Source organism: Clostridium sp. DSM 17811 (assembly GCF_018861905.1).
Classification (GTDB): domain Bacteria; phylum Bacillota; class Clostridia; order Clostridiales; family Clostridiaceae; genus Clostridium_AD; species Clostridium_AD frigoriphilum.
This window is the reverse complement of the sequence record NZ_JAHLDU010000016.1, coordinates 40,809-56,215: the sequence shown is the minus strand read 5'-3', so window position 1 is coordinate 56,215 and position 15,407 is coordinate 40,809. Positions and strand designations below refer to the sequence as shown.

20 protein-coding genes are annotated in these 15,407 nt (G+C 28.6%); 16 read left to right on the top strand and 4 right to left on the bottom strand.

Annotated features, from left to right (window positions below):
- The first annotated feature begins 149 nt into the window (after positions 1-149).
- Together KPL44_RS25455 and KPL44_RS25450 are read left to right on the top strand one after the other, a co-directional pair.
- Positions 150-476, top strand: coding sequence for a hypothetical protein (locus KPL44_RS25455; RefSeq protein ID WP_253201828.1), 327 nt, complete (start codon positions 150-152; stop codon positions 474-476).
- A 281-nt stretch (positions 477-757) separates the two neighbouring features.
- Positions 758-1,411 carry a sensor histidine kinase gene (locus KPL44_RS25450; protein ID WP_253201827.1) on the top strand — a complete coding sequence of 218 codons (654 nt, stop codon included), beginning with the start codon at positions 758-760 and terminating at the stop codon, positions 1,409-1,411.
- Here KPL44_RS25450 and KPL44_RS17585 read toward each other — a convergent pair.
- The 3 genes from KPL44_RS17585 to KPL44_RS17575 form a co-directional block, all read right to left on the bottom strand.
- Complete coding sequence (locus KPL44_RS17585) at positions 1,377-1,928, bottom strand: TetR/AcrR family transcriptional regulator (RefSeq protein WP_216252825.1); 552 nt, start codon at positions 1,926-1,928, stop codon at positions 1,377-1,379. The genes KPL44_RS25450 and KPL44_RS17585 overlap by 35 nt on opposite strands.
- Positions 1,929-1,938: 10 nt before the next feature.
- A complete protein-coding gene (locus tag KPL44_RS17580; protein WP_216252823.1) occupies positions 1,939-3,135 on the bottom strand; it encodes an MFS transporter in 1,197 nt (398 codons plus the stop codon).
- 121 nt (positions 3,136-3,256) lie between these two features.
- Complete coding sequence (locus KPL44_RS17575; protein ID WP_253201826.1) at positions 3,257-4,252, bottom strand: LacI family DNA-binding transcriptional regulator; 996 nt, start codon at positions 4,250-4,252, stop codon at positions 3,257-3,259.
- A gap of 431 nt (positions 4,253-4,683) precedes the next feature.
- Between KPL44_RS17575 and KPL44_RS17570 the strand changes: the two genes are divergently transcribed.
- The 8 genes from KPL44_RS17570 to KPL44_RS17535 all read left to right on the top strand — a co-directional run bounded on the left by KPL44_RS17570 (position 4,684) and on the right by KPL44_RS17535 (position 10,198).
- Positions 4,684-5,154, top strand: a complete 471-nt coding sequence (locus KPL44_RS17570) for a YhcH/YjgK/YiaL family protein (protein ID WP_216252820.1) — start codon at positions 4,684-4,686, stop codon at positions 5,152-5,154.
- A gap of 64 nt (positions 5,155-5,218) precedes the next feature.
- Positions 5,219-6,538 (top strand): MFS transporter, encoded by a 1,320-nt coding sequence (locus KPL44_RS17565; protein ID WP_216252819.1) that lies wholly within the window; start codon positions 5,219-5,221, stop codon positions 6,536-6,538.
- A 116-nt stretch (positions 6,539-6,654) separates the two neighbouring features.
- Positions 6,655-7,125, top strand: coding sequence for a YhcH/YjgK/YiaL family protein (locus KPL44_RS17560; protein WP_216252818.1), 471 nt, complete (start codon positions 6,655-6,657; stop codon positions 7,123-7,125).
- Between the two features lie 50 nt (positions 7,126-7,175).
- Positions 7,176-8,180 (top strand): 3-dehydro-L-gulonate 2-dehydrogenase, encoded by a 1,005-nt coding sequence (yiaK, locus tag KPL44_RS17555; protein WP_216252817.1) that lies wholly within the window; start codon positions 7,176-7,178, stop codon positions 8,178-8,180.
- A 230-nt stretch (positions 8,181-8,410) separates the two neighbouring features.
- Positions 8,411-8,596, top strand: a complete 186-nt coding sequence (locus KPL44_RS17550; RefSeq protein WP_216252816.1) for a hypothetical protein — start codon at positions 8,411-8,413, stop codon at positions 8,594-8,596.
- Positions 8,597-8,850: 254 nt separating this feature from the next.
- A complete protein-coding gene (locus KPL44_RS17545; RefSeq protein ID WP_216252815.1) occupies positions 8,851-9,165 on the top strand; it encodes a hypothetical protein in 315 nt (104 codons plus the stop codon).
- 180 nt (positions 9,166-9,345) lie between these two features.
- Complete coding sequence (locus KPL44_RS17540; protein ID WP_216252814.1) at positions 9,346-9,801, top strand: hypothetical protein; 456 nt, start codon at positions 9,346-9,348, stop codon at positions 9,799-9,801.
- Between the two features lie 37 nt (positions 9,802-9,838).
- Positions 9,839-10,198 carry an HsmA family protein gene (locus KPL44_RS17535; RefSeq protein WP_216252812.1) on the top strand — a complete coding sequence of 120 codons (360 nt, stop codon included), beginning with the start codon at positions 9,839-9,841 and terminating at the stop codon, positions 10,196-10,198.
- A 65-nt stretch (positions 10,199-10,263) separates the two neighbouring features.
- Here the strand turns inward: KPL44_RS17535 and KPL44_RS17530 are convergent, their stop codons facing one another.
- On the bottom strand, positions 10,264-11,091 hold the full coding sequence (locus KPL44_RS17530; protein ID WP_216252811.1) for a hypothetical protein: 828 nt from the start codon (positions 11,089-11,091) through the stop codon (positions 10,264-10,266).
- Positions 11,092-11,572: 481 nt separating this feature from the next.
- Here KPL44_RS17530 and KPL44_RS17525 point away from each other — a divergent pair, with 481 nt between their 5' ends.
- From KPL44_RS17525 to KPL44_RS17500, 6 genes are all read left to right on the top strand, one after another.
- Positions 11,573-12,202, top strand: a complete 630-nt coding sequence (locus tag KPL44_RS17525) for a class I SAM-dependent methyltransferase (protein WP_216252808.1) — start codon at positions 11,573-11,575, stop codon at positions 12,200-12,202.
- A 198-nt stretch (positions 12,203-12,400) separates the two neighbouring features.
- Entirely contained in the window at positions 12,401-12,628 is a 228-nt protein-coding gene (locus KPL44_RS17520) for a helix-turn-helix transcriptional regulator (protein WP_216252806.1), read from the top strand.
- Positions 12,609-13,313 carry a DUF3169 family protein gene (locus KPL44_RS17515; RefSeq protein WP_216252805.1) on the top strand — a complete coding sequence of 235 codons (705 nt, stop codon included), beginning with the start codon at positions 12,609-12,611 and terminating at the stop codon, positions 13,311-13,313. Before KPL44_RS17520 ends, KPL44_RS17515 begins: the two co-directional genes overlap by 20 nt.
- A 178-nt stretch (positions 13,314-13,491) precedes the next feature.
- A complete protein-coding gene (locus KPL44_RS17510) occupies positions 13,492-13,938 on the top strand; it encodes a MarR family winged helix-turn-helix transcriptional regulator (RefSeq protein ID WP_216252803.1) in 447 nt (148 codons plus the stop codon).
- Positions 13,939-13,958: 20 nt separating this feature from the next.
- Positions 13,959-14,756 (top strand): nitroreductase family protein, encoded by a 798-nt coding sequence (locus KPL44_RS17505; RefSeq protein WP_216252801.1) that lies wholly within the window; start codon positions 13,959-13,961, stop codon positions 14,754-14,756.
- A gap of 425 nt (positions 14,757-15,181) precedes the next feature.
- A complete protein-coding gene (locus KPL44_RS17500) occupies positions 15,182-15,334 on the top strand; it encodes a hypothetical protein (protein WP_216252799.1) in 153 nt (50 codons plus the stop codon).
- The last annotated feature ends 73 nt before the right edge of the window (positions 15,335-15,407 follow it).

Below are 15,407 nucleotides of genomic sequence, written 5' to 3'. Positions count from 1 at the left end.
GAAAAACCACAATTAACGAAGATATCCAATATTTTTATTAAAAGTTTATTAATAATATTTATTATACTTTTTATTCTTAATATGTTCATAATTGCCAGCTTATTTATCACGCTCGCTTTGATTCAAATCCTTTAGGCTCTGCTGAAATATTGGACCAGTATATTGAATTAAATGGTTCTGTACCAGTTTTAAATGATAAAGGAAAGAAGATTGCCTCTAAAAATAATTTGTGGATTCAAATAGTAGATAATAATTTAAAAGAAATCTATGAATTTAATAAACCAGTAGATGTGATTACTAAATATACACCCATAGATTTTGTTCATGCGTATAAATATGATATTGCAAACAGCACGGTTTTTATATGTGAAAAAAAATTTAGTAATTCTAAGTACTCATATTTTGTTGGATTTCCTACTAATGTAGTGGCCAAATATAATATTGAATATAACCCAACTAAAGTTAAAAGCTTTTAACCAAAAATATAGTATATCTTTTAGCAGCTAATATAGTAATTATTATTTGTTTTTCATATTTCTATTTTGCTAAAAAAATAGGTAATCCTCTACAAAATATCATTGATAATATAGATACTCTTGTAAAAGGAAATTATAGTACTGTCTTAAAAGAAAAAGGATTATATAAAAATATTTTTAGAAATCTAAACGCGTTATCTGTTACGTTACTCGAAAATATAAAGGAAAAGGAATTATTAGATAAGTTAAGAGAAGATCGGATTTCTTCTATAGGACATGACATGAAAACTCCTTTATCTTCTATTAAAGGATTTTCAGAAATATTAATGGATAAAGACTATTCATTTTCTAAAAAAGAGGTAAAAGAATATACAACTATAATTTATGAAAAATCTTTGTACATGGAATCTCTTATAAATGATTTGAATTTTAGTTATAAATTAAAAAATGATTGCATAGTACTAAATTTAGAAAAAACTAATATTGTTGAGTTTACACAAAATATTATTAATGAATTGTTATTAAGCCCTGAGTTTATATCTAGACAAATAAATTTTAATAGTACGAATCCTTCTATATTATTAAATATTGATACTCACCTGATTAAAAGAGCCTTTTTTAATTTCATTATAAATTTTCTTACATATAACGATAGTAGTGTTAGGTTATCAGTAGATATAATAGGAAATAATGATTTTATAAAGGTTGTTATTAAAGACAATGGAAAAGGAATACAGAAAGAAGATATTCCTTATATATTTCAAAGATACTATAGGGGAACTAATACAACTACTAATTCTAAAGGTTCAGGATTAGGAATGGCTATTGCGAGTGACATAATTAAGCTTCATAATGGTTATTGCAATATCGAAAGCGAAATATCTATGGGTACTACTCTAACTATATCTTTAAAATCCCATGAAGTAATATTGTAATCGTCTCATTCATTGCATCTTTCATTGTCATGTTATTTTTGCTTAAAAATTTGTAATCTAGAAAGGTGTTACTAACACTTTCTAAGATGGAACTGATAAGATTTAGATTAATATCATCCCTTAAAACTCCTGATTCCATAGACTCTTTTAGTGTTGTTTCTATGAGTTTCAATTTGAAATCCTTTAGATCTTGGAGTTTATTCCATTCATCATAATAAAACTTATGTGCTTCATCTAGTATATTAATGGGAAGTTTATATTTATGATAAGAAAAAATTATTGAATTCAACTTATCTTCTAAAGAACCACCTTTCTTTATGACCTCGATAGTGTAATTTTTATCACTTTCTATTATTTCTTTAAAATATTCAAATATAATATCATCTTTACTTTTAAAATGCTTATATATAGTTTTTTTACTCATTTTAAGTTCTGAAGCAATTTCATCCATTGTAAATTTTCTTAACCCATATGTCTGTATCTTTTGGGCAGCAATTTTCATTATTAGTTCTTTCATTTTATCCTCACTATCCTAATTTTATTTCCTTAAAAGAGCTTCCTTTAGTTTTTTTTACAGTAAATAGGCCAATTATACATATTGCTATTATTAAAAATAAAGCAATGTTTTTGTGATTACTCCATAAGAGACCAGTGATAACCGAACCTACAAAAGATCCAATATATTGAAAACTATTTATTATTCCATTTGCCGCGCCTCTATAGCTATTTTCTGCAATATCATTAGCTGCAGAAGGTATTACCGTAGCTAGTAGAATATACCCTGTCATAAATAATATGCTTCCTATCAATATAAAGTAAAATGATTGATTCTTAAAATAAAAGCATATACCTATGGCACTTAAAATGAAGGCCAGTATAATTAAATTTGAACTAGAGCCTTTTTCAACAAATATAATAGATTTTCTCATAAATATTATAGCGATAATTACTGCTGGCATAAAAATTTTCCACATGCCACTAGTACCAGTGATTTTTTCAAGATATATGGGGACTATATAAAATACTGATACCATTATATAATTATTTAAAAATCCTGCTAAATTAAGTCCTAGAAATTTTTTATTTCTTAATAAAACTTTTATGCCTTCTCCTACCTTAATTTGATTTTCGGGTATTGCACAAGAACTTTCATCATGAGTTTCTTTTAAGAAAAACAATATGATAATCCATACTAAAGAAATTAAGAGCGCACATACTAGAAACATTTGCCTTACTGATATATAGTTATTAATCAAAGGCCCTAAAGCAAAGGCTGATGCTGCAAAAAAACCAACAATCATTCCTAAAATGCTTAAGGCTCGAGGTCCTTTTTTATTATCAACACTACAAATAAGCCAGGAATACCCAGAGGCAAGGATAGCTCCACTTCCTTGTAAAGCTCTAGCGAAAATAAGCATATATATACTTTTACCTAGAAAAGCAATAAACAGACCTATTATTACCTGCAAAAGTCCTATTAAAATAACACGTTTGTTTCCAATTTTATCACTCCATATGCCAAAAGGGACTTGAAAGATAGCTTGTGTTAGTCCGAAAATACCAAGGGCTACCCCAGCCAAAGTAGCATTACTGTAGCTTAAAGTTCTACTGTAGGTTGAAATAAAGGGCATAACTATAGTCATTGCCATTTGTCTAATTCCTAAAGCTAAACTTATTGTAATTAGAAATAATAATTCATTTCGAGTAAATATTTTAATCTTCATACTAATACATCACCTTTCAAATTGGAAACTGTTAAAACTAAATTAGTTTCCTATTTGAAAGTATATTTCTTATTTATAATATTGTCAACATAAGTTAATTATGGATAATCTTATGTTTAAATTAAGTACTTTTTCTAATTACTAGTTCTGGGCGAACTAGTATATTTGATGCTACATTTTTTTTCTCTATAAGATCATTTAATAATTTAACACTTAAAAAACTTGTCGTTTCAACTTTATTGTCAACAGAGGTTAACTCTGGGTAGCAACACTCGGCGAGTATTGAATTATTAAAACCTATTATAGCAACATCGTTAGGTACATTAATATCTAGGTCGCGAAGCTCCTTTATAGCACCAATTGCAGTAACATCCTCACCAAAAATTATTGCAGTAAACTTTTTCTTTAATTTAATAAGTTCTTTTACAGCATTCCTACCACCATCTAATCCACACTGTGTATTTATTATGGAATTGTCGTCTAGTTTTAAATCATTCTTATTCATTCCAACTAGAAATCCTTCTTTCTTTTGTTTTGCACTGTAGGTATCCATATCTTTTACGTATACTATATCTGAATGGCCTTTCTCAAAGAGGTGATCAACACACATAGAAATACCATAAGAGTCATCTACTAATACTGAGTAGGTATTTTCCATATCTAAAAATCCATTTTGAAGTACTGTTGGAATATGATTAAGATATGCGGAAATTGATGATTGTATATCTTTATTATTAAATACTGACCCCATTAAAATAATTCCATCTATATTTCGCTCAGATAACATTTTAATATAATTTATGCTTTCCTCGGTCCTTGAACCGGTATTGCATAGCATAACAGAATAACCCAACTTGTTAAATTCTCTTTCCATTATGTAAGCAGACTTAGCGTGATGCATGTCAGTAATATTAGTTGTAACGATGCCTATAGATTTCATGGATTTAGTTACTAAACCCCTGGCTATAGCATTGGGTATATAATTATATTTTTTTAAAACCTTTTCAACCTTATCTTTAGTTTTGGTACTAATATTTTCTTTGTGGTTAAGAACCCTAGACACGGTGGTTATAGAGACACCAGCTTCTTTTGCAATATCATATATATTCAAATTCATTCCTCCGTATAAATCTTAAACTCTAATTTAAAAATTGAAAGCGCATACAACATAAAAACGGTACATACGCAATTATTTCTTGTGAAATTTAGATTTTAAATTTATTTATTAATTATTTAACTTAATTATATTTATTAATTAGGATAAAGTCAAATTTATAATAGAAAGGGTAAAAATGCTGATATTGCTAATGTATAAAAATAAATAGAGTTTAAAAGGCCATAGATAATCTAAGCAATAAATACATATATTATCAAAAAAATATATGTAAAAGATAACATTATAAAAATAACTATTGAATTTTGTTAGAAATTATATTATACTAAACTTAGTTCTTATGAAAGCGCTTCCATTTTGAAGCAAGCAATAAAAATCGCACTTGTAAAACAATATATATTTAGAAAAATAAAATTTATAAGGGGTGTTAATCTATGATATTTGGTGATATTAAAAATATTAATGATATGGAAAAGGTTCTTCCAAAAGCAATACTTAAGGTTATTAACTATTTGAAAGAGAGTGATTTTCTAAGTATGAAACCAGGAGTTTATAAAATTGAGGGCAAAGACATATTTGCTCAGGTAGTAGACATTACAACAAGAGAAAAAGCTGAAGTAAACCCAGAAGTTCATAAGAAATATATTGATGTACAATTTTCTGTAGAAGGAAAAGAAAAAATAGGTTTTGCTCGAGATACTGGTAATAATGAAGTATTAGAGGATCTCTTAAATGAAAAGGATATTAAATTCTATAAGAGTATTGATGATGAAATCGATTTAATAATGAATAAGGGCAGCTTTGTCGTGCTTTTCCCAAATGATGTTCATAGACCTGGTTGTTTAATAGGAGGTCCTTGTTTAATAAGAAAAGTAATTGTAAAGATAAATACGGAGATACTTTGAAGTAGCATATAACTGAATGACAATTGTAAACGAGTACTTAAAATAATCATAGGGGTGTGTAGATATGAGTGAAAATATAAGTTCAAAAGTAAAGATCCCAAGTAAACGCTGGATGCATATAATTCCACCAATACTTTTTGTATATATAGTAGCTTTTATGGATCGTACGAATATTGGGTTTGCAATGGCAGGAGGAATGAGTAAGGAACTTGGAATGACATCTAGCGTTGCAGGAATAGCAGCTGGTATATTCTTTGTAGGTTATTTATTTCTTCAAGTTCCTGGAGGGCAAATCGCAGAGCATGGAAGTGCTAAAAAGTTTATAGCAGGAACTATTGTGGTATGGGGTATTCTTGCTATAATGTCTGGATTTGCGACAAATATAACTCAACTATTAATTCTTAGATTTTTGCTAGGAGTTGCTGAAGGTGGCGTTATGCCAGCAGTACTTACAATAGTTCGTCATTGGTTTCCAAGTGAGGAACGTGGCCGTGCTACTGCCTTTGTTATAATGAATAATCCAATTGCATCTATTATAACAGGTCCACTTTCAGGATATATTTTAGTTAAATATAATTGGCATTATGTATTTATAATAGAGGGTATAATATCACTCCTATTAATCTTAGTTTGGTTACCATTAATAAGTGATAGGCCTGAAACTGCTAAATGGATTAGTAAAGAGGAAAAAGATTATCTTGTTGAAAGACTTCGCGAAGAACAGGAATGTTTCGATAAAAAGCAGGTAAAGAAGGCAAGTTTAAAGGAAATCATTTTCAATGGGACTTTATGGAAATTGGTGTTGATATTCTTCTTTTATCAAACTGGTGTTTATGGATACACCTTATGGCTTCCAACAATACTTAAGAACTTAACCAAAACAGGAATGGATCAAGTTGGATTTTTATCAATATTTCCGTATATTGCAACTATAATTGGCTTGTTTGTTTTTGGATCCTTATCAGACAAAACCAGGAAGAAAAAAAGGTATGTTATAATGCCGATTATAGGTTTTGCAATATGTTTATATTTATCAGTAACATTTCAGCACTCTATATGGTTATCTTTTGGAATGCTTGTTGGTTGTGGATTTTTCCTCCAGGCTGCATCAGCTGTGTTTATGACAATTCCACCAGATGTTTTCAGTGGAGAGGTAGCAGGTGGTGCTACTGGGATCATAAATGCATTAGGCAATCTTGGAGGTTTCCTAGGACCATTTTTAGTTGGATTCTTAATGCAAACATTCAGTTATAATATTAGTATATATAGTTTAGTGTTATCTTTAGTGATCGCGGTTATAATTACAACTACATTGCCAAAGGAAAAAGATGATTGTGCCCACCCGATAGCAGCAATAAATGTTGAAAATAGTGAAAATGTATAAATGAATATAAAAAAACCATAAACTAAGGTATAATGAAGCCAGGGTTAGTGGGAATGAAAGCCCTTTCATTAAGAAAAGTAGTTTTTAGGGTAAATCAGATTTAGTGAGGTCTTAATATGATATTTGGTAATATTAATAACATTTGTGATATAGAAAAGGTTTGTTCTAAATCAATAATAAAGGCAATTAGCTATCTAAAAGACAATGATTTTGTTAATATGAAAACTGGTGTATATAATATCATGGGAGATGACATAATTGCTCAAGTAGTAGACAGAGAAACAAAATTTAAAAAAGAAGCAAAAGCTGAAGTTCACAGAAAATATGTGGAAATACAATTTTCTGTCTTAGGAAATGAAATAATAGGTTATGCAAGGGATACTTTTAATAACATTATTTGTGAAGAATTATTAGAAGAAAAAGATTCTATTTTTTACAATGAAGTAGAAAATGAATCTGATTTAATAATGGTGAAAGGAAGCTTCGCTATATTTTTTCCGCAAGATGTTCACCGGCCTTGGTGTATATGTAATCAGCAAGGTATAGTTAGAAAGGTTAATATAAAAATAAAGATGTCAGTTATTTAATATTATATTGGTTTGAAAATATAGATTACACGAAAAGGAGAGATATTATAATGAGAGTTTCTTTTGAGAAAATGAAAAATGAATTTAAGAGAGTATTAATAAAAAAAGGTTTTGGTGAGGAAAGAGCAGAAGCATCAGCTTTATTATTTACGCAGACTAGCTGTGACGGAGTTTATTCCCATGGATATGTTAGATTTCCAAGAGTAATAGAATATATCGATAAAGGGTATATAGATGTAGATGCTGTTCCAAGTAAACTCGAAGGAATGGGAGCATTTGAAAAATGGGATGGTAATATAGGAATGGGAAATCTAAATGCAAAATTTTGCATGGACAGGGCTATTGGGCTCGCTAAAACAAATGCAATAGGATGCGTGGCATTAAAGAATACTAATCATTGGATGCGTGGTGGTAGTTATGGATGGCAGGCAGCTGATGCAGGATGTATTGGTATTTGCTGGACCAATACTCTTCCTAACATGCCAACTTGGGGTGCAAAAGAAAGTAGAATAGGGAATAACCCTCTTATATTAGCAGTGCCTAAAGTTGATGGTCATGTGGTAGTAGACATGGCTATGGCACAGTTTTCCTATGGCAAAATTGAGGTAACTAAAATGAATAATGAACAATTACCAGTACCTGGGGGTTATGATTCGTTGGGCAATATTACAAGAGATCCAGGGGAAATTGAAAAGACAGGACGAGTTTTACCAATAGGATATTGGAAAGGGTCTGGTTTGTCTATATTATTAGATTTAATAGTTACAATTTTATCTGGTGGTAACTCATCATATAAGGTAGGGAAAATTGATGGAATAGCAGAATATAAATTATCACAAATATTTATAGCTATTGACCCAAGTAAGGCAAATGACAGTGAGTTTATAAAAACGGCAGTTAATGAAGTGATAAAGGATATTAAAGCCTCAGAAAGAGCGGATGAAAATAGGGAGATCTTTTACCCTGGTGAGAGAACATTAAATACAAGAAACAAAAATTTAGAAGAAGGCATACCAGTAGATGAAAAGATTTGGAGAGCTATAGAAAATATGTAAGTATATTAAAAAGGCCATCTGAGTTAAGATGGCCTTTTTAGCGTTAGTCTAGTTAATATTGCTGTTGAATTTAATTAGATAATTTACATTAGCTAAATTTATGAAAAATAATCTGACTATATTTAAAAATTATAAGAAAATGTGTAAACGTTTAGAGGTTTTCGCATATATTTATAGAATAGTATCATCAGCCTATTCTTTTTAAATAACTTAATAAGGAGAGAATGTAAATGGGAAATCATATAAAAGTAAACAAAACGATAGAGGCTACATTAAAGAAATTAGAATCAAGCGTAATTGAATATGAGCATTATGATGGAAAAATAAATAAGGAACTTGTAGAAAATAAAACAGGGATTGCAGTATATGATTATAGAGATATATTAAAAACTATGGAAAATAATTTAAAACAATAATAAAAAAATGGAATATAAAATACATTAGATAATTATTTTAAAGCTTCCACTTATAAAAGTTGGAAGCTTAAATTTTATGCATGTATTTGTTTATACTGTTGTTGGTCTATTGTCATAAGATATCTCATCAATAATATATTGGTAAAATAATCAATCATTTATGAATAGTATATAATAGTTGTTAATTCTACTATAAGTTAAAAAATTAATGCTTTAATTAGAAAATATAATTAAAGGTAGGAGGGGTAGGAGGTATGAGTTTATTTGAGGACATAGGGAATAATGTTGTAGAGGATATTGAGTTTGTGGAAATCACAGACGAAGATAGAAATATTATAAGAAAAGCAAGGTTTATAATATTAGATACAGCAATTATATATAACGAGGAAGAGGACTTTTATTATACATTGGCTACATGCATTAATGAGAATAAAGAAATAGAAACAATAAGTATAGAGGGATTTGGTATACAGGAAAATGTACTAGAGTTTAAGGGTGCATATATTGATTATGAGGAATATGAGCAAAATTCAAAAGTAAATTACACTGGAAAAATATATTATTTGTAATCCACTATATTTTTTTGCTGTTTTTTAGGTATGATGCTTAAATAGGTACAATATTATACATTTGATAATATTGTTTTTTATGGTAAACTTTAAGTAAGTGAAAAATAGATGCGAAATTTAACGATATACTTTTTTGCCACTTGTCATGTGGGTGGCACTTTTTTATAAGGAGATTAAACCATGAAAACCAAAGCAATTGTTTTAAAACAAATATCGCTGCTCCTCGTGGCGTTAATTGGAGCCATTTTTATAAATGGTTGCGAGTTAACAACAAAGCAACAAGCGAAAAGCGTTATTAGCAATATTAAGGAATCACCTGAAGTTATAGCTGTAAGAAAAACTCCTATTGAAAAGGGTGTAATACTAGGTGATCTTATTGATACTGGGATAACAGATACGGTTTGGGAAATATATGATCCAGCTGAAAATGGTAATAAATATGTTACTATCAGTGGCAATGTTTTATATAATAAGAAACTTGTAGTCGTGAAAATTCAATATCAAATGTATGATGATGGGAAAATTAAATTTAATGCCATGACTTATAATGATATCCCACAAGATGCTGCTAATACTGCTGCTATGTTTAGCTATCTTAAAAAAGAATATGAAGCTAAAGGGAAAATTGCAAAATAGTTTATAATCGAAGGATAATTCTTAAAAGAGGTGAAAAATGTTAGTTATCTCGATAATTTTAGTAAATTTAGCATTGATTTTTTATACTATTTCTATTTTAAATGAAGTCAAAGAAGAAGTGTTGCGCTCATGGCATGTTGTTATGTTTTTTATAGGTTTAACATGTGATATAGTAGGAACTTTAATAATGTATGAACTTGGTGGGGGTATGGTAAAGACAGGAATTCATGATATATTAGGATTTATTGCTTTATTACTTATGTTAGCGAATACAATTGGTTCAGTACTTATATTAAAAAAATACAAAAATTTACTTAATAAGTTTTATAAATTTAGTGCATTTGCATGGGTTATTTGGATTATTTCCTATATTCTAGGTGTGACTACGCATATATAAAACTTGTGGAATTTATAATGATATAGATGCCACTTGCCATGTGGGTGGCACCTGAAGGTTTATTTTTATTTAGTATAAATACTTTGTTCATTATTATTGAGTGCAGTATACCCAACAGTTATTGTGTTATTTGCATTCATTAAAATGTATATACTAGGAGTATCACTATTACCATATAAAATAGAGCCATAATTACCTTGTTCACCTGACATACTTGATGAATACCAATAAATTTTATTTTTAGCTTTATAAGTGATTTGCACGCCTGCAATATTTATAGTATTTTTATTATTGTTTTTATCGATCCAAGTCCCACTTAAATTTGCTAAAACATTTGAATATGGTCCATTGGTTTTCGAGAAGTTTAGAATATCTCCTTTTGATATATGATTTGTTCCATTTAGGTATTTAATAAGAGCTTTATCATCGTTAAGCCAAACTACTTCATATCCCTTATTCGAAAATGGCTTATACCCATTTGTTACCTTTATCTTATCATCTAACCTCATAAATATTTTATGTGCTGGTATATATATGATGCTAAACTCGGGCTCATCTTTTGTTTCTCTTATTATGAATGAATTTTGGGCATGGGTAAAATTAGATTGAAATTGTAGGTTACTTATACTTTTATAAATTCCAAAGGTGTTCATTATTATCAAAAGCAGTAAAACACCGAGATATGTCCATCTAAACTTTTCATTTTTAAAATATACTAATAATGCTAATGCTAGTATAATGTAATTCAAGCTATTGTACATATAATCATGCACTAGGTATAATCCCTTACTTTTAATTGCATACTCAAAAAATGTTCTTAGCAATATTAAAATAATTATAATAAATATTGTTATTTTTTGGTGCTTTCTTAACTTTTTAAAAAAAAATTTCATATTTTCATCTCTTTTCGTAAATTATATAACCATGCTATAAAAAACTTATTTGTGATTATATGTTACATTATACACTTACCGTAAATGTATACCAATTAAAAAAATTTATATGACACTTGCCATGTTGGTGGCACCTAAGATTGTCTATGTTAAACAGTTAAGAAATAGACAAATGATAATCCAAAGTACAAAACACTAGAAACTAAAATTATCAATATCCTCAACTCCTTTTTATTTATTAAGAAAATAAAACTTGATGTAACTTATTGCCATATACAAATAATAACAAAAAAATGTATTGTTTTTATCAAGTAATTATATTAAGTTTATGTGATTTATATTAAAAATTGTAATATGAACAAAAATAGATTATAATATATTAACATACAATTGATTATCATTATCATTATAGAATTAAAGTTAATGAGTGCCACTTGCCACATGAGTGGCACCAAAAGAAAATTAAGGACGGTGGAACATTATGAGTGAAATTGCGAAAAGATTAAATCAATGTAAAAAGCCAAATGGCGAAATAGGAAAAGCTATAGCCGAAGACATGAATATATCACACTTTGAATTAACTAATTGGGGATTTGAGAAAATAAATATTAAAAAAAATGATGTTATATTAGATATAGGCTGCGGTGGTGGTAGAACAGTAAATAGAATGGCTTCTATAGCAGCGAAGGGTAAAACATTTGGTATAGATTATTCAACCGATTGTGTAAAATGGTCAAAAGATTATAATGAAAAATTTATAAAAGATGGTAGCGTAGAAATTCTTCATGCAAGTGTAGAAAAAATTCCATTCGAAAATGATAAATTTGATGTTATATCCGCAGTAGAAACTATTTATTTTTGGCCTAATCTTGTTGAAAACTTTAAAGAGGTAAAAAGAGTTTTAAAACCATCAGGAAAACTTATTATAATATGCGAAATGTATTCTAGTGAAAAATTTAAAGAAAGAAATGATGAATTTGTTGCGATATCGGATATGGAAATACATACGCCTGAGGAATTAAAACTAATATTAGAAAAAGCAGGGTACAATAGTATAAAAATAGATTTAATGGAAGATAAAAATTGGTTATGCTGTGTATGTGAAAAGTAGAGTCATTAATTAGGATATTAGAAAAACGGATGTGATATAATTCACATCCGTTTTTTTATTGGATTGTAACTTAAATGATAATACCGATAATGACAATTATAATTATAAATATGACAAACATTATTATAATAATGACAATTATAATTGACAAAACTTTAGAAATAGATTATATTAATAATATAAGGAAGGAGATTTGTTATGGAATTAAGAAACAGAGTAAAAGAGCTAAGGGCAAGATATAACCTTAGCCAAGGAGAGCTTGGAAAACTAGCAGATGCTTCAAGACAAACAATAAGTCTTATAGAAAGAGGAGATTATTCTCCATCTATATTGTTGGTTTTAAAAATAGCAAAAATATTAAAAGTTAGTGTTGAAGATATATTTTATTTAGAGGGGGCACATGAAAATGAAGATAAAAAGGTATAAAAAGTTTATAATAGGAATGTTAATATCCGGGCTTATTGGTGGAATAATAGGTGGATTTTCTGAAAAAATATCAAAATTAGACTTATCTTTTGGTGGAAATATGAGCAATTTAATTTCTAAAGTCTTGTTTATAATAAGTATAATTATTATAATATATTTAGTAATAAATATAATTTATATAAAATCAAACTATAGGAAAGTGGATTTAGACAATGTACCTAAAGTCATTAGTAGAAAGGTATCTAATGTTATTCTCCTTTGTACAGTACTATCAATAATAGGTTTAACAGGATATGCAGTAGTTATAAATAAGAGTTTTGATAAGGGTTCATTCTATTTAATTATAGTTCCTACAATTGTTCTAATTATTGCGGCGTTTGTATTAATAACCGCTATGAAATATTCTAATTATTTAAATCCAAATAGAAAAATGTATTTATACGAAAATGAAGCAGAAAAGAAACACTTTGATAAGTTAGATGATGGAGAGAAATGGGTGGTTTATAATTGTAGTTATACAACATTTAATAAAATGCAAAAGGTGTATGCAGCTATTATTGTACTAATTATGGTGTTATCGATGTTTATAAATGTACCAATTGTAGTATGTATAATAATTGGATTAATATGGATAATCCAGAATTTAATATACTCGTTTGAAGCAAGAAAATATGAGAACATGTAGCAGAAAAATGGAAGTTTTATTCTAAAATAGGACGCCAACTTTTGAAAACCTAGAAATAAACTGTAGGTGGAGAGGGCAATAATTAATGGATGCCACGTGGGTGGCACCAATAAACTTGACATAAATTCAACTTCACTATATTATATGTATATACATATATAGTACTGGAGTTGAATTTATGTGTAGCTTAAGTTCATATGATAACAAATATTCGCAAAGTTGTACTTGTGGGAACTTAAGAAAAACCACCCGTACAATAACTCAATTTTATGACAAAATGCTTCAACCAACTGGACTTCGGAGTACTCAATGTTTGTTGCTTCTAGATATTTCTTATAACAAAAATATTTCTGTTACGAGTCTTGGTAACATTTTACTCATGGATCAAAGTACAGTAACAAGAAATGTTGAGTTACTTAGAAAGAGTGGTTATATTGATATTAAGAAAGAAGAGCAGGACTCTAGAAAAAAGTGCATAACCATAACTGATAAGGGAGTAAAGACTCTTGAGGAAGCAATACCAATATTAAAAAAAGCACAAAGCACAATTGAGGATGGTATTGGAAAAGAAAGAATAAAAGAATTATTAAAAACATTAAAGGATATTGAAAAATTAGTAAAATGAATTTAGAGGGGATGAATAAAATGGATCTTATAACTGTAAATGAAGAAAGATGTATTAAATGTGGACAATGTATTAAGGAATGTCCATCGTATGTTCTAAAAATGGGAGAAAAGGGCCCAGAAGAAGTAGAAAACAGCAATTGTATTGCCTGTGGACATTGTGTTGCTGTATGCCCAAAGGACGCTATAGATAATAAAAAAACACCAGTGGCAGAGCAAATTGATGCAAAAGATTTTCCTAAATTGAATGCAGAGCAGGCTGAACATTTTCTAAGGGCGCGTCGTTCTATAAGAAGTTATAAAGAAAAATCTGTATCAAGAGAAGAATTAACAAAATTAGTTGATATTGCAAGGCTTGCTCCTACTGGAAGTAATAGTCAAGGTATATCATTTATTGTAGTTGAGGACAGAAAAGTAGTTGAAAAAGCTGTTGAACTTACTATTCGAATGATAGAAAAATCTCCACTAAAGGATTCATTAAAAGGTTTAATTAGAATGTATAGGGAAGACGGCGTTGATACGATTCTTCGTGGTGCTCCAAACTTAATTATGGCTACTGCGGACAAAGGTTACTCAAATGGAAGAGGTAATTCTATTTCATGTTTGACTTATCTAGAATTGTTTGCTCCTTCCTTAGGACTTGGAACTTGTTGGGCAGGTTTTTTTGAGTATTGCGCAGCCATGAAGGGTTCACCAATGCTTAAATTATTTAATATACCAGAAGGAAAAACCATAACAGCTGCTGTTATGGTTGGATATCCTAAATATACATATAAGAAATTAGTGGACAGAAATCCATTAGAAGTAACTTATATCTAATATTATAAAAATCGAGTAGACAATCTAATATAATTGTTTACTCGATTTTTTTTATACTTTTAAAAAAGTTCCATTTGATCAATAACTACTGCTGATTCTTCTTCTAATTTAAATCTTGAAGCAACAATAGTTTCTATATATTCCTCGCCTTTGATATTTATGGATACAACTTCATCTATGTTTCCAACAAAATCTTGAAATAAAGTCCACTAAAATTAATTGAATATTTTACAAATATGTATAAAAACATATAATTATCTATAATTTATGCTAATAAAAAAATAGTTTTCTAAAAAGATTGACATAATAGTTATAATATAGTTATATTATAAGATAAAGATTTACATAAATTTTAAATTTTATGAATATTAATAAATAATTTAGTCTAGTATAAGATACTGCCATTATATATAAGGTGAGGTTAAATGTATATGAAAAAATTAGAAATAATAGTTGCAATAGATAAAAGTGAATTAATTAAAAGTAATAAAAGGATAATTGCTTGTGGTAAGAACTTCGGAAATGTTTTGGGTTCATCCTTGGGTATTAAAAGTGTTGGCGTAAGAATAGGTAAATAATTAATATATCTTCAATATATTCGATAAATGAAAAAGTTCTATTAACTTGTTGATAATCACAGTATATAGCTTT

Bases quoted from the DNA above. Each gene is read 5' to 3' on its own strand.
- KPL44_RS25450 (WP_253201827.1), top strand. From the start codon at position 758: ATGAAAACTCCTTTATCTTCTATTAAAGGATTTTCAGAAATATTAATG.
- KPL44_RS17585 (WP_216252825.1), bottom strand. From the start codon at position 1,928: ATGAAAGAACTAATAATGAAAATTGCTGCCCAAAAGATACAGACATAT.
- KPL44_RS17580 (WP_216252823.1), bottom strand. From the start codon at position 3,135: ATGAAGATTAAAATATTTACTCGAAATGAATTATTATTTCTAATTACA.
- KPL44_RS17575 (WP_253201826.1), bottom strand. From the start codon at position 4,252: ATGAATTTGAATATATATGATATTGCAAAAGAAGCTGGTGTCTCTATA.
- KPL44_RS17570 (WP_216252820.1), top strand. From the start codon at position 4,684: ATGATATTTGGTGATATTAAAAATATTAATGATATGGAAAAGGTTCTT.
- KPL44_RS17565 (WP_216252819.1), top strand. From the start codon at position 5,219: ATGAGTGAAAATATAAGTTCAAAAGTAAAGATCCCAAGTAAACGCTGG.
- KPL44_RS17560 (WP_216252818.1), top strand. From the start codon at position 6,655: ATGATATTTGGTAATATTAATAACATTTGTGATATAGAAAAGGTTTGT.
- yiaK (WP_216252817.1), top strand. From the start codon at position 7,176: ATGAGAGTTTCTTTTGAGAAAATGAAAAATGAATTTAAGAGAGTATTA.
- KPL44_RS17550 (WP_216252816.1), top strand. From the start codon at position 8,411: ATGGGAAATCATATAAAAGTAAACAAAACGATAGAGGCTACATTAAAG.
- KPL44_RS17545 (WP_216252815.1), top strand. From the start codon at position 8,851: ATGAGTTTATTTGAGGACATAGGGAATAATGTTGTAGAGGATATTGAG.
- KPL44_RS17540 (WP_216252814.1), top strand. From the start codon at position 9,346: ATGAAAACCAAAGCAATTGTTTTAAAACAAATATCGCTGCTCCTCGTG.
- KPL44_RS17535 (WP_216252812.1), top strand. From the start codon at position 9,839: ATGTTAGTTATCTCGATAATTTTAGTAAATTTAGCATTGATTTTTTAT.
- KPL44_RS17530 (WP_216252811.1), bottom strand. From the start codon at position 11,091: ATGAAATTTTTTTTTAAAAAGTTAAGAAAGCACCAAAAAATAACAATA.
- KPL44_RS17525 (WP_216252808.1), top strand. From the start codon at position 11,573: ATGAGTGAAATTGCGAAAAGATTAAATCAATGTAAAAAGCCAAATGGC.
- KPL44_RS17520 (WP_216252806.1), top strand. From the start codon at position 12,401: ATGGAATTAAGAAACAGAGTAAAAGAGCTAAGGGCAAGATATAACCTT.
- KPL44_RS17515 (WP_216252805.1), top strand. From the start codon at position 12,609: ATGAAGATAAAAAGGTATAAAAAGTTTATAATAGGAATGTTAATATCC.
- KPL44_RS17510 (WP_216252803.1), top strand. From the start codon at position 13,492: ATGTGTAGCTTAAGTTCATATGATAACAAATATTCGCAAAGTTGTACT.
- KPL44_RS17505 (WP_216252801.1), top strand. From the start codon at position 13,959: ATGGATCTTATAACTGTAAATGAAGAAAGATGTATTAAATGTGGACAA.
- KPL44_RS17500 (WP_216252799.1), top strand. From the start codon at position 15,182: ATGTATATGAAAAAATTAGAAATAATAGTTGCAATAGATAAAAGTGAA.